We start from the raw sequence: 12615 nt of genomic DNA, 5'->3' as shown, positions 1-12615 counted from the left end.
GATTTCCTCCTATTTCTACAAATGGAAAAATACAAGTTCCCCATCTTCATCAACGCACACTCCCTCTGGAGCTGTCGTCCCCTTCCGCACGTATCCCACATTGATTTTCTCCCATTTTCTCACTCCGTTCACGACTTCGTATTTCCAAGGGAGTTCATATGGGATATGCTTTATGTCTATATCGAGCAAATGATGGGGAATGTAGGCGTAATAGCGCAAATCTTTCTCTTCATCCAATTCATCTACCTGAACGATTTTATATTCATCAATTCGGACCAAATCTTCCCATCTGCCTAAACTATAATGGTTTTCGCCAGTTTCGATGGCATGAATTATCCGTTCAAGAACTTCTTTTTCTGCCTCAACGTGAATCAGCAAATCAACTCGGTACAACAAATGTGTATAAATGGGCATTGTCGTGATTTCTTTGGCATCGTACGAAAACAACTCATCTTGAATCCCGTCAAGGATCAGCGGAAAAGCAGCGACATTTCGTTTTTTAAAAAAGTAATGCCGCTGATAGTCGAGCAGTTTCGCCTCATACTCCCCTTGGACGCTTAGGCGCATGGGGATGAAACGATCCGCGCGAAGCAACGCGTGAATCATTCCTTTAACCGTAGAATAAGGCGGAAGCGGATATGTTTCCGCCACCTTTGAAGCGAACGGCTTTTTATAGCACGCTGTCTCTTGAAATAGTTTTAAACGCAACGCCTTCATTATCATTCACCATAGTATGTTTGAACTTGTTCAGCAATATGGCGGAAAAACTGCTCCACTGATCCAGTCTTCTCTGCAAATCGTTGTGCAAATTCATCTTCATTCGCAAATATGCCGCTTACTAAACCGATGCGCGTCTCGTCAGCAACTGCCTTGCCAGCGAATGTTTGCGCCATGGTGTCCTCAATCGGGGCAAGATCAATTTCCCACCCTCGCGGCGAAGAGGACAGGCGAATTTTCCCGAGGAAAAACGGATTCGCTACATCGTATACTCCGCCGATGACAAATAGCGGGGACAAGTTTTCACGACGGCCGCGAATATTCCGATTCAGCAATTTCACAATATCAAGCAATTGCTGGACGCGTTTCGCTTTTTCCTGATTGGACAGCTCGACCTCCCCATCGACGCCAATGCGATGCAAGTCTATCGTGATAGTGTAACAATAGAAGCTTTGGTGCTGCTCGATCTGAGCCAAATTCGGATCAGTCCCAATTCGGCTGGCTAGCCCCATGTTATTCAAAAATTCCAAATCGCTTTTATACGGTTCAAGGGAAACAGCATGGCTTAAACGCACGACAGCAGCGCGTTTTTGCGAGCTTTTATCCGTTTTTAAGTACCCGAATAAATCCATTTCAACGGAATCTTCGATGGTGACATCTTTTTTGAACTGAACAACCCCGCTCGCTTTATCAACGGTATTTAAGTTCCAGCCAAACAGTTCATTTCCTAAACGCACGATATCGTAGCGCAAACTTTGCCGCGATGCGTATGTGTACGCCTCTCCATTTCCGCGATGAAACTTTTTCAATTCGGAAATATTCGCAATGCCCTCTCCATAGTTTAGCGATCCCGCTTGAAAGACAATCGTCATCGTGACCGTTTTCGTCATGATACAACCTCCTCTTGTTCTCCTTGTCCTTCTTGAGACAGCAACCCAGCAATAAAGGCGTTGGCTACAGCAGGAAAATCCAAATCCCGCTCATGCAGCGCATTTAAGAAAAGCGGAGAAATGGGCTGATCCGCTGACATATGAAGCCGGAACAACGTATCCAAGAAGCTTTTCCGATCCCCCGCTTTCGCTGCGTTTAACAACCGATAGGCAATGGCGCTAATTTTTTTACTCGGGCTGGCAGAATAACGGTCGGCCGTTTTTGGACTTCCAGCCTGTTCCAATGCCTTTCGAATCTCTTGGCCGCACCGATATAGGGCATATACCCTTTTGTCTGTTTTTTCCATCTCTTTTCCTCCCCTTTTCAGCTGCATAATTCGGCTGCGTTCGCGAATAGCGATGTAAGGGCCGATGTGGGAACGTCCATTTTCAATACAATCACGCAAATATTGATAAATGACTCGAGCAGGATCCGCTCCGCGCAGTACGTCTTGGATGAACTGTTCTCGATAGTCATAATGGACGTAATCCAACTTTCCAGGATATTCAACAAAATAACGGGCTAAATACAATGGAAGATGGTAATAGTGCAAATGCGTTTTTTTGCTGTCATAGTCAGAAGAAAATTCTAAGAAAAATAGATGGTCAACCACATAGCTTGCTTCTTTCGTTACACTTTGGACGAGCTTGCTGACGATGCGGTCAAACGGATCTTTTTGCTGCTTCATCTGCTTCAGATGGTTGTTTTTCTGTAAAATCTCCGGGAATGGCGCATCGGATTGGACAAAGCCTGCGTACATGCGATACTCGGTTTGGTCTTGAAGTCCTTCTTTCTTCAAGTAAATGGCCGCACCAGCAGGCGCAAAAAACAACACAAGTTTCGCCAAAGATGAAATCGGTTTCGGTTGCTTGTCCTGCAAGTCCCAATTGAAATTAAAAGCCTTACTTGTTATCCCAATCGGGGAAAAAATCATTTCTTCGAAATTATAAAAAGCAATGCGGCCAGGGAAAAGCATACATTCATACACCAATTTCAGTTCTTCTTGCATTTGTGGCAAAGGCTTCTTTTTCCACGCTCTCTTCAACGCTTTAAACGGCTCATATTCAACATGCTCATCCAAAAAACGAAGAACGTCTTTCTCTGCCGAAGCAGAGCGCAAGATTTGTTCCAATTGAAGATCACGTTGCACCGGAACAATATAATCGGCTTGAAATTGTTCGATATGCCCTTCTAAATCCAAATGATTTTTCGAAACATTCAAGAACGATACTTGTCCAAAAAAAGATTTGAGAACAGCCGCTTTAAAATAATTTAATGTCAGCTTTTCATTAATGGCTTCTTTGGAAAGTAGTTGTTGGAATTCCGCAATACATTGCTCCAATTGCTCGATTTGTTCTGGTTTTTTTATTGACTTAAGCGCTTCAAGCAAGGGACTGATCGGTTCATCGGGGAAATACTGTTGAATTTTCTTCCCCGTATCCGTAATCGTCTTTTTTATATTGGCCAGAGCCGTTGAAAACAAATTTTCCTTTTTTGCCTGTCCAAGGTAGGAAAGCAATCTCTCTCTAGTTCGCTTTGCCGTACTGTATTCGTCGAGCAAATAATGAAAATATGCTCGCGGTAATAGTGGAAGTACGCCTGTCTCCAACTCAAGCCCCTGTGGAACGATTCGGATGCTGTTTTTGTACTGCTGATCAATCAAACGATTTTCCAGCCCGTATTCGAAAACACGGTACAGCCCGACAAGCCCCATTGTCACCATCCACTCGCCCATGCGGAGTTCAATCCTCATCCCCGCACCTCCTCTACCTCAAGCAAGCCAAATCCTTGATTGCGCCGTTTCGACAACCCGAGCTGATACAGCAGCTGCAAATCGGTTGGATGACCAGTTAGCGAAAAGAGAGTTTGGTAGGCTGTAAAATATAAAACGTCGCCACCCCCATGCGTTGCCTCGAATTCATGATTCGTCTCCTTCACGACCACCTTGCGCCATCGCAACGGTCGCACAATCAAGGGCGACAATAGCCCATTTCCCCGATACTGCCGCAAAATCAGATCTGCTAAATAATTCACGTGCTCCTCATAATCAGGAGCATCTGGACTGACCGGCTTCTGGTTTTTATCTTCAACCAACATCGGAGAAAGAGTGCGAAACACCACGGTAGAATCTGTGATCGTTTTCTCCGGCAGCATGCGGATTTTTTCTTTCACAAGCTGATAGTGCTTGTATAAAAATACTTGCTTTTGTTGCAAACCGTTGTATAAGTGCAAGAGAAACTCATGATCAGGCGAACTAACGGTTATCGTTATCCCCTCTAAATAAACCTCTTGATCGGCAAACCGGAAGTTTTTTAAGTATGTAGAAAACGAAAATGGTTTCATGGAAACACTGTCATACAAACGCTCATAATATTGCTCATCCGACACTCGTAATGCTTCTTTTATCACTGACACCAACATCATGCGGTATGAAACAGGCATTCTTTCCGCTTTAAAAGAACAAGTAAGCCTCATGACGCACCTCCTTTTGGCTTACATATTACCGTATTTCGACTAAAAATGTTGTCGGAATTTGTCTTTTTGAAAAAAATAAATTTGTTTCTTCTCTTCCGACTTCTAAATTTATTTGATGTGAAACGATCGATCAAAGTATTTCTAACCGCCCCAGAATTTTTGGATTAAGGAATTGCAGCACTTCTAGAATGCCGGTGACAAACTGCTGTCACGAGCAAATCAACGGTATTTCGCCAAAAAGAAGGCTGATTCCACAGTTTTTCTCTAATTGAGAAACATGTGGAGATGGGAGTATTTTGTACTAAATCACCAACCTCTTAGTTCATCAAGCCTTCCTTTTTCTCAAAATACACGTGCAACCGATACTCGCAAATCTCTTTTGTCCAGTTGTACAATATTTCTTCGTGTTCGCGCGCAATGGAAAACTGGAGAGCAAACACGTTGTTTTCAAAGGAAATCAGCCCCCTTGAACTGCCGCTCCATTTCGTCATTGGCATGCGGGCGATCAGTTTGCTCACCTTTTCCTCGTCGTACTGCCAAAGGCGTTTCGTTTCCCCATCGGAAAAATCAATGCGCTTCCGATATTCTTTTTCCGTTAAGTACCGGTGAAAGAACGCCGCCGCTTGTTGCGGGGTAATTGGCTCATGCCAGCCCGATGACCCGCGCTCCAGCATAGCTTTTAGGACCACCATTTTGTAGCTTTTCGACATCACCGTGCGCTCCACTTCAACAAGCCATGGTTCGTATTTTCGGAACACTTCCTTTTCCAGCTCCGACAACTCCCCTGCCCAATATAAAAAGCCGACATAAGATCCGAACTCTTGTTTGTATTCCGCTGCTTCACTTCGGCCATGGAGATGCAGTTCCAAATACGTCGGCCGTCTGCCAAGCTCCTGTTTCAACTGCCGATAATCGGCAAGCAGCCGTTCTTTGCGCGGTTGGCGTTTTTTCTGCATCTCTTCGAGAAGATGGATGGCTTGAACATCGAGATGCAGTTCGCACGTTTCCGGAACCGTTGGCATAACAGGTTCCCGTGCCTTTTTCTTCGTTTCGCCCCGCTGTGTATCAAACAGGCGCAATTTGACATCCGCATTCCGATAGTTTCCGATTAAATCAATAATCACGCAATAGTCCTTGCCTTCGTACAGCCGCAGCCCGCGCCCGACTTGTTGGGTGAAGACGGTTAACGATTCTGTCGGCCGCACAAACAAAAGTGTATCGACAGAAGGAATATCAACCCCTTCATTGAACAAGTCGACGGTGAAAATGGCGTCCAGTTCACGGCGTTCCAACATGGCAATAGCCTGCTTGCGCGAAATAGCCGTCTGCTTCGAATGAAGGCTGACCGTCCGGTAGCCGTGACGCTGGAAATATTGGGACAGGAAATCGGCTTGCCTGATCGATGAACAAAAGACAAGCGTCCTTGTTTTCTTATACTTCTCCCACGCTCGCAAAATCTTCTCCGCCATCTCCTCGCGAAGCTGCACTTGAAGCAGCTCTTCCTCATCATAGCGATTGCCAAGCCACTTGATTTGCGAATAGTCTGTGTCGTCGTAGACCCCGTAATAATGGAAGGGAGCCAACCAACCGCGCTGCACCGCTTCGATAAAATCGATGCGATACGCGACATTTCCGTCGCAAAGGGCGTATACGTCTTTGTTGTCGCTCCGATCTGGAGTAGCCGTGATGCCCAGCAGAAATTTCGTCTGAAAATATCGAAGAACGCGGTCGTACGAGCGGGCCGCCGCATGGTGGAACTCGTCGACAATGATCAAGTCAAATGCGTCGGGACGAAACGAATGCAAATGTTTTTTCATGCTCAACGTAAAGATCGAGGCAAACACCATGTCGGCATTTCCTTCTTTTTGATTGCCATCGTACAGTCCTGCTGTTCGATCAGGAATCACGCGTTCAAACGACTGCTTCGCCTGGCGAAGAATTTCTTCGCGATGGGCGATAAACAGCACCCGCGAAAAACGGCGGGCAAAAAAAGCGGCCAAGTATGTTTTTCCCAGCCCGGTCGCCATGACAACCATCGCTTTGTCGTACCCTTCTTCATAGGCAGCTTCCAACCGCTCCAACGCCTCAACTTGGGCAAAGCGCGGCTGGATCGTTCCATATGGCACCGCCGTTTCATGGACAACATCGATCTTGTCCGCCGTCTCCTCCTCTTGCTTCTTCTCCGTTTCCGTCGGAAGCATCAACTCGATTTCCTCAGTCTCCGCCCATATACGGGCTAAATTGGGATGCCGCTGATGGTAATCTTGATACTCGTTTTCATAGTCAGCAATCGTTTCTCGATTGACCAGCACCGTTTCCGGAGCGTAAAACAGCTTTAAAAACTGCTCCATTGCTTCGGCAAATACATCCTCATCAACGCTCTTATCCAGCCCAAGGTTCCATTCGACACCGTCAGTGAGCGCCGAACGGGACAAGTTGGAAGAACCGACAATGAAGTAGCCGCCTTCTGCATCTTCAAATAGGTACGCTTTTGGATGAAAGGAAATTCCCTCGCTCCGATACAAGCGGACCTCGATGTCCGGGTGGATGGATATGAGCTCGCGCAGCGCCTCTGGCTGAGTGACAAACAAGTAATCACCAACGCAAATTTTGATATCCGCCCCCCGCTCTGCAGCTGCCCGCAAACTGCCCTTCAACAGGTGAACGCCGGACTTCATGGCAAACGATGTCAGTATGTATATCGTCGACGAGCGGCTCATCTGTTCCTGCAGCTTGTCAAGGAGACGGTTGGAAATCAATTTCACCTTACTCATCGTGAACCTCAATCAAGAAAATTTTCTCCCGAAAGCCGCCGCGCTTCTCTGCCTTTTTGGCGCGGATTTGTTCCACTTGCTCGATCGAAGCGCCATGGCATTCAGCCAAAGCATGGATAATTTCCAACACGTCTGCGAGCTCTTCAAGAGCCGCCTCATCCGTTTCCGCTTGGACGTATTCCTCAAGCTCCTCAAACGCTTTTTTCTGCAGTTCTTTCCTATACTCTTCATCGTCAAGTATGCGGGTTGTGAACGTTTTTCCCGCTTGTTCAATAATGGTTGGAATGCAGTCGCGAACGAGTTTGTTGTATATCGGCATGTCCATTCCTCCATTTACAAAACTATACTACCATTTTACAAAATTTCGCCTTTTTTTCATAGGAAAGAACACACAGAAGACCGTCGTTTCTAAGGCCTATTGCCTGTTGCAAAATGAAAACACCAAAAATTTCACATACTCCCCCCTCTTTCATTCCATACTAAGAAAAATCGACATCATTCGCGCTTGGGGGCTATGATGGAACACTCGATCCTTTGGCTTCTTGCTGCGGTGGGCATCGGTTTGCTGGGGCTCAGCTTCCGCGTTTTTTCACCAAGGGAAGTATGGCTTTCGTTTTTGCTCAATTCATATGCGGCGAGTTTTTTCGGTTCGATCGTGGCGGGGGCCGGGCTGCTCGAGTATCCGGTCCGTTTTTTTGCTTCTTATACAAATAACAGCGTCATTTTTGAATATCTTCTCTATCCGGTTGTCAGTGTGTACGTCTATGCCACCTCGCGCCGGGCGCGCTGGCCGGGTGTGGCGGCGCAATGCGCGGGGTATGCGGCGGTGCTGACGGCCCTTGAGGTTGTCTTTGAACGGTATACGGATTTGATCGAATATCATGGTTGGAAGTGGGAATACTCACTCGTTACAATGTTTCTGTTGACGTTGGCCGTTCGGTTGCTCGCAGGGCGAATGCTGAGACGAAATGAGTGAGCCAGCATGTCTATTTTTGCTCGTTTGGCGCTATACATATAGTATCATGTCCAAAAGGAGGCAAACGGAATGGTGCTGTTTGACATCAAACACCGCCTGTATTATGAAGTCATCAATTCCGCGCGTCCAAAAATGGCGCCGATCCGCCAAGACCGGGCGTGGGGGTATGTCTGGAAGACCGTAAACGGCGAGGCGGTGAAGTTTTGGATCGATTTCCGGCGCGGGCGGTACATGTATTTTGAGTACGGGCGCAAGTGGTACCGGGTCGCGTACTTGCAGGCAAACGGAAAAAAGTCAGGCGATGATGTGTTGGATGGCGCGATGATCGATTTGACGGTGGACGGGCACCGGCTGCTGTTCATGAAAGGGCGCGTAGGCCGCGAGACGGCGCAAGTGGTCTAAAGCAGGTGCGCCTCTTGGCAGGCGTTGGAGGGTCTTTTTCGCGCTTACGCTGAAACGGCGGGCGGCAAGGGATCATTTTCCCTTGCCGCCATTTTTTTACGCCCACCACATCTCGGGCAGTTCTTCTTTGAACAGCACCTTTTTCAAAAGCGCGACGGCTTTGGACAGCCCTTCATCGATCGAAGCGAGCATATCTTCGTGTTCGATTGACAGCACGTAGTCGTAGCCGACGGCTCGCAGGGCGCTGACGATGTCGCGCCACATTTTTTCGCTTTGTCCGTAGCCAACGGTGCGGAACACCCACGAGCGGTCGAGGATTTGGCTGTAATGTTTCGTATCGAGCACGCCGTTTTTGCGGATGTTCGCTTCGTCTAGGTACGTGTCTTTCGCATGGACATGGAAAATCGCTTTTTCGCGGCCGAGCAGTTTGATCGCCTCAACCGGGTCGATGCCTTGCCAAAGCAGGTGGCTCGGGTCGAAGTTGGCGCCGATCGCGTCGCCGACATGTTCGCGCAGTTTGAGGAGCGTTTCCGGGTTGTAGACGACAAAGCCCGGATGCATTTCAAAGGCGATTTGCGTGATGCCGTGCTCCTTGGCGAACGCGGCTTCTTCGTGCCAGTACGGAATGACGACTTCTTCCCATTGCCATTTTAAAATTTCCAAGTAATCCGGCGGCCAGGAGCATGTGACCCAGTTCGGGTATTTGGCGCCGGGATGGTCGCCCGGGCAGCCGGAGAAGGCGTTGATGACCGGGACTTCGAGCTGCTCGGCGAGCCTGACCGTTTTCCGCCACGTGTCATGTGACTGTTTCGCGAACGTTTTGTCCGGATGAAGCGGGTTGCCATGGCAGCTTAACGCGCTGATGACGAGGCCGCGGTCGGCGACAGCTTTTTTCAGCGCTTTGATGTTTTCCGGCTGATCCAACAGCGCGTCGGGATCGCAATGGGCGCTGCCCGGGTAATTGCCGGTGCCAAGCTCAACGGCTTCGATGCCCATGGCGGCGACTTTGTCCAGCATCTCCTCAAACGGCAGCTGTTGATACAAGACGGTGAATACGCCTACTTTCATTTTGTCATTCTCCCCCTTTTGACGGCGCGCAACGGCCGGACGGCCGCCGCGCCGCGCTGTTGTTGCTTCTCGTCGGATGAGCGGATCGAACGAACTCCCACGCTTATTCCGCCACCCGCACCCATTGTTTCGTGCGATGGCTTTCCAAAATGGCGTCGACGATCGTCATCGTATGGTGGCCGTCGGCGATCGTCGCAAACGGCAGTTCCCCGAGCGCCTCGCCGCGTTGTTTCCGGATGATGGCGCCATAAAAATCACGGAACAAATTTTTCAGCCCGTCCGGCCAGCCTTCTTCATGGCCGCCCGGGTAATGGGCGTAAGCGGCGGCTTGCGGCGACAAAAGCGCCGGGTCGCGGACGATTTCTTCGTTCGGGCCGCTGCGGCGCCCGACCCAGAGGCGGTTCGGGTGCTCTTGGTCCCAGGCGAGCGTCATCTCATCGGCGGCGATTTCAAAATAGAGCCGGTTTTTCCGGCCAGCGCTCACTTGCGAAATCGTAAACGCGCCGTGAGTGCCGTCGTCAAAATGGACGAGCACGCTGCCGCCGTCTTCCGTGTCAATCTGGACGGGCTCGGCGTCTTGAGCATGCCCGGATGCAAACGTGCTCCCTTCCTGCTTCGGCTTGTAGCGGACCGGATGGACAGTGCGCAAGTCGGCGAACACTTCGACGATTTTCTTGCCGAGCACGTATTGCACCGTGTCGCACCAGTGTGAGCCGATGTCGGCGATGGCGCGCGACGGGCCGTTTTGCGCCGGGTCGAGCCGCCAGTTGTAGTCCGTGTCATACAAGAGCCAGTCTTGCACATAGCCGCCGTACACGAAATGAACGCGCTTCACCTCACGGGCGAGCCGCTCTTTCGCCTCGACAACGAGCGGGTAGTGGCGGTAGTTGAAGCAGACCGCGCTAAGGCTTTCGCTTTGTGCAGCGAGCCGCTTTAATTCCGCCGACTGTTCGCTGTCCATGGCGAGCGGCTTCTCCGACAACAAATGTTTCCCTGCCTCGAGCGCGGCCTTGTTGATCGGGAAATGGAGGACGTTGCGCGTGCAGTTGTGCACGGCTTCGACGTCCGGGTCGTCAATTAAAGCGCGGTAGTCGCCGTACGCTTTCGGAATCCCGAATCGGCGAGCGGCTTCCTCCGCTTTTTCTTGGCTGCTTGAGGCGATGGCGACGATGTTCACAAACGGCAGGCGGCGGAGCGCCTCAATATGGGAAGAAGCGGAAAAGCCGGTGCCGATAATACCGACGTTGATCTGGTTCATGGCGTCACCCCTCTTTGTTTCGCTTTGATCGGCTCAAGCGGCTTGACGTTGCCGAAAACGATTTCCCCGCGGTTGACTGGCGCGGCCCAGCGGACGGCGTTGGCGATCACTTTCAGCACATCCGGGTGATGGTACGTCGGATACGTTTCATGGCCAGGGCGGAAGTAGAAAATTTTCCCTTTCCCGCGCGTGAACGTGCAGCCGCTGCGGAACACTTCTCCACCTTCAAACCAGCTGATGAAAATCGTTTCGTCCGGCTCTGGGATGTCGAAAAACTCGCCGTACATTTCTTCCTGCTCAAGCTCGATGTACGATCCGATTCCTTCCACGATCGGATGGCCCGGGGCGACGACCCAGAGACGCTCTTTTTCATCCGCCTCGCGCCATTTCAAATTGCATGTCGTCCCCATCAGCGTTTTGAAAATTTTCGAGAAATGGCCGGAATGAAGGACAATGAGCCCCATTCCTTCGAGCACGCGGCGGTGGACGCGTTCGACCACCTCATCTTTCACTTCGTCATGGGCGATATGCCCCCACCAGACGAGGACGTCGCACCGGTCGAGCACCTCGTCGGTCAAGCCGTGCTCCGGTTCGTCCAAGACAGCGGTCGCGGCGTCAAATCCCGCTTCAGCCAGGTAGCTCGCGATGACAGTATGCATGCCTTCCGGATAAATCGCTCTTACTTGTTCATTTTTCTTTTCATGGCGAAATTCGTTCCAGACGACGACGCGGATGGGTGTGGTCATTCATTGATCCCCCTTGGTTCTTTCGGCCTGCCTGTATGCGGCTAGGCCGAGTGTTTTTTGGAATGTTTCCCCATGTTCGCGACTCGTTGGGACGCCAGTGCGATTCATGGAGCGTTTCTCACCATTCGATGCGAACTTGCCGCCCTTTTTCGGACGATTCGTAAATCGCTTCTAACACTTTGGCGATCGTAAGCCCTTGTTCCGCCGTGCAAAGCGGTGCCGTCTCCTCCGTGATGCTCGTGACAAAGTGGTCAAGGAGCGCCACCCGTTCGCCCTGGTCCTCAAAATGGAGCGTGACATCGGCCGAAACGCCGTGTTCGTTGCGGAACCATTTCACTTCTTGGCGGTTGCCGGCGATGTTCCACTCCCAGCGCACGCCGCCTTCCGTGCCAAGAAATTCGACATATGCCCGCTCTTCTTCAATGTGCGACGCCCAGCTCGTCTCCAGCAGCACCGTCGCGTCATTTTCGAGCTGGATGAACGCCGCGGCGAAATCTTCGACCGTATAGGCGGCATCAGGCGAAAACGTCGTTCCCGGCCATGCCCCTTGGCGACGCGGGCCAAACTTCGCGTACGTTTTCCCTGTCACGGCAACCGGGTTCGGATTGCCGAGTAGCCAAAGGGTCACATCGAGCATATGGACACCCAAGTCAATGAGCGGACCGCCGCCGGAGCGCTCGCGGTCAAAAAACCATGCCCCCCATGCGGGAATGCCGCGGCGGCGCACCCAGCCCGTTTTCGCGTAATAAATCTCGCCGAACGCACCGGATTGAATTCGCTCATGCAGCCATTGCGCTGCTTGGCGGAAGCGGTTGTTCAACGACACCATAAACTGTTTTCCCGACTCATCACGGGCGCGGATGATGGCGTCGGCCTCTTCCGCTTTCGTCACCATCGGCTTTTCGCAAAGCACGTGTTTCCCGGCCCGCAAGCTGTCGACTGACACTTGGGCGTGCAAAAAATTCGGCACGGTAATGATGACGGCATCGACATCTGGTGAGGCGAGCAGTTCCTTGTAGTCGCGATACACTTCACGGAAGCCGTACGTTTTCGCTTTCTCCGCGGCCGCTTGTTCATTGACGTCGCAAATCGCCTGCAAGACGGCGCGCTCGGAAAGGTTTAGCGCCGCCTTGATGTGTTCATTGGAAATCCCTCCGGCTCCGATCAAGCCGAGGCGGATTGGAAGTGTGTTTCCCATGTCCTTTTCCCCCTTGCGCTCATTTGTTTTCTCTGTCCCATATGCTCCACCGATTCGCCGTCCGTTTTCTA

Annotated in this window: 12 protein-coding genes; 2 read left to right on the top strand and 10 right to left on the bottom strand. The window is 50.7% G+C overall.

Annotated features, from left to right (window positions below; translation table 11 throughout):
• Positions 1 to 15: 15 nt before the first annotated feature.
• The 6 genes from cas5b to NSS88_RS15435 form a co-directional block, all read right to left on the bottom strand.
• Complete coding sequence (cas5b, locus tag NSS88_RS15460) at positions 16 to 717, bottom strand: type I-B CRISPR-associated protein Cas5b (protein WP_061580951.1); 702 nt, start codon at positions 715 to 717, stop codon at positions 16 to 18.
• Positions 718 to 719: 2 nt separating this feature from the next.
• Entirely contained in the window at positions 720 to 1607 is an 888-nt protein-coding gene (cas7i, locus tag NSS88_RS15455) for a type I-B CRISPR-associated protein Cas7/Cst2/DevR (protein ID WP_061580952.1), read from the bottom strand.
• Entirely contained in the window at positions 1604 to 3400 is a 1797-nt protein-coding gene (locus NSS88_RS15450) for a hypothetical protein (protein ID WP_061580953.1), read from the bottom strand. Before NSS88_RS15450 ends, cas7i begins: the two co-directional genes overlap by 4 nt.
• A complete protein-coding gene (cas6, locus tag NSS88_RS15445; RefSeq protein WP_061580954.1) occupies positions 3397 to 4122 on the bottom strand; it encodes a CRISPR-associated endoribonuclease Cas6 in 726 nt (241 codons plus the stop codon). Before cas6 ends, NSS88_RS15450 begins: the two co-directional genes overlap by 4 nt.
• 317 nt (positions 4123 to 4439) lie before the next feature.
• A complete protein-coding gene (locus NSS88_RS15440) occupies positions 4440 to 6896 on the bottom strand; it encodes a DEAD/DEAH box helicase family protein (RefSeq protein WP_061580955.1) in 2457 nt (818 codons plus the stop codon).
• A complete protein-coding gene (locus NSS88_RS15435; protein ID WP_033015496.1) occupies positions 6889 to 7215 on the bottom strand; it encodes a nucleoside triphosphate pyrophosphohydrolase in 327 nt (108 codons plus the stop codon). Before NSS88_RS15435 ends, NSS88_RS15440 begins: the two co-directional genes overlap by 8 nt.
• A 198-nt stretch (positions 7216 to 7413) precedes the next feature.
• On the opposite strand from NSS88_RS15435, the gene NSS88_RS15430 reads away from it, so the two are divergent.
• Positions 7414 to 7872, top strand: a complete 459-nt coding sequence (locus NSS88_RS15430; RefSeq protein ID WP_233434096.1) for a CBO0543 family protein — start codon at positions 7414 to 7416, stop codon at positions 7870 to 7872.
• A gap of 69 nt (positions 7873 to 7941) precedes the next feature.
• Positions 7942 to 8274: a hypothetical protein gene (locus NSS88_RS15425; protein ID WP_061580956.1), complete on the top strand. Its 333-nt coding sequence runs from the start codon at positions 7942 to 7944 to the stop codon at positions 8272 to 8274.
• Positions 8275 to 8370: 96 nt separating this feature from the next.
• On the opposite strand, the gene NSS88_RS15420 is transcribed toward NSS88_RS15425, so the two are convergent.
• The 4 genes from NSS88_RS15420 to NSS88_RS15405 all read right to left on the bottom strand — a co-directional run bounded on the left by NSS88_RS15420 (position 8371) and on the right by NSS88_RS15405 (position 12544).
• A complete protein-coding gene (locus NSS88_RS15420; RefSeq protein ID WP_341085213.1) occupies positions 8371 to 9342 on the bottom strand; it encodes a sugar phosphate isomerase/epimerase family protein in 972 nt (323 codons plus the stop codon).
• Positions 9343 to 9445: 103 nt separating this feature from the next.
• Entirely contained in the window at positions 9446 to 10600 is a 1155-nt protein-coding gene (locus tag NSS88_RS15415; protein WP_341085212.1) for a Gfo/Idh/MocA family protein, read from the bottom strand.
• On the bottom strand, positions 10597 to 11346 hold the full coding sequence (locus tag NSS88_RS15410) for a ThuA domain-containing protein (RefSeq protein ID WP_341085211.1): 750 nt from the start codon (positions 11344 to 11346) through the stop codon (positions 10597 to 10599). Before NSS88_RS15410 ends, NSS88_RS15415 begins: the two co-directional genes overlap by 4 nt.
• Before the next feature lie 118 nt (positions 11347 to 11464).
• Positions 11465 to 12544, bottom strand: a complete 1080-nt coding sequence (locus NSS88_RS15405) for a Gfo/Idh/MocA family protein (RefSeq protein ID WP_341085210.1) — start codon at positions 12542 to 12544, stop codon at positions 11465 to 11467.
• Positions 12545 to 12615: the final 71 nt, after the last annotated feature.

Origin of the sequence: Geobacillus sp. FSL W8-1251 (genome assembly GCF_038005945.1) — a bacterium.
Taxonomy (GTDB): Bacteria; Bacillota; Bacilli; order Bacillales; family Anoxybacillaceae; genus Geobacillus; species Geobacillus stearothermophilus.
The sequence above is the reverse complement of the archived record's forward strand: the minus strand, read 5'-3'. Positions and strand labels throughout refer to the sequence as shown.

What these genes read in the sequence shown, in the direction of transcription:
- NSS88_RS15410 (WP_341085211.1), bottom strand. Translation starts at nt 11,346, where the DNA reads ATGACCACACCCATCCGCGTCGTCGTCTGGAACGAATTTCGCCATGAA.
- NSS88_RS15450 (WP_061580953.1), bottom strand. Translation starts at nt 3,400, where the DNA reads ATGAGGATTGAACTCCGCATGGGCGAGTGGATGGTGACAATGGGGCTT.
- cas7i (WP_061580952.1), bottom strand. Translation starts at nt 1,607, where the DNA reads ATGACGAAAACGGTCACGATGACGATTGTCTTTCAAGCGGGATCGCTA.
- cas5b (WP_061580951.1), bottom strand. Translation starts at nt 717, where the DNA reads ATGAAGGCGTTGCGTTTAAAACTATTTCAAGAGACAGCGTGCTATAAA.
- NSS88_RS15440 (WP_061580955.1), bottom strand. Translation starts at nt 6,896, where the DNA reads ATGAGTAAGGTGAAATTGATTTCCAACCGTCTCCTTGACAAGCTGCAG.
- NSS88_RS15405 (WP_341085210.1), bottom strand. Translation starts at nt 12,544, where the DNA reads ATGGGAAACACACTTCCAATCCGCCTCGGCTTGATCGGAGCCGGAGGG.
- NSS88_RS15435 (WP_033015496.1), bottom strand. Translation starts at nt 7,215, where the DNA reads ATGCCGATATACAACAAACTCGTTCGCGACTGCATTCCAACCATTATT.
- NSS88_RS15415 (WP_341085212.1), bottom strand. Translation starts at nt 10,600, where the DNA reads ATGAACCAGATCAACGTCGGTATTATCGGCACCGGCTTTTCCGCTTCT.
- cas6 (WP_061580954.1), bottom strand. Translation starts at nt 4,122, where the DNA reads ATGAGGCTTACTTGTTCTTTTAAAGCGGAAAGAATGCCTGTTTCATAC.
- NSS88_RS15420 (WP_341085213.1), bottom strand. Translation starts at nt 9,342, where the DNA reads ATGAAAGTAGGCGTATTCACCGTCTTGTATCAACAGCTGCCGTTTGAG.
- NSS88_RS15425 (WP_061580956.1), top strand. Translation starts at nt 7,942, where the DNA reads ATGGTGCTGTTTGACATCAAACACCGCCTGTATTATGAAGTCATCAAT.
- NSS88_RS15430 (WP_233434096.1), top strand. Translation starts at nt 7,414, where the DNA reads ATGGAACACTCGATCCTTTGGCTTCTTGCTGCGGTGGGCATCGGTTTG.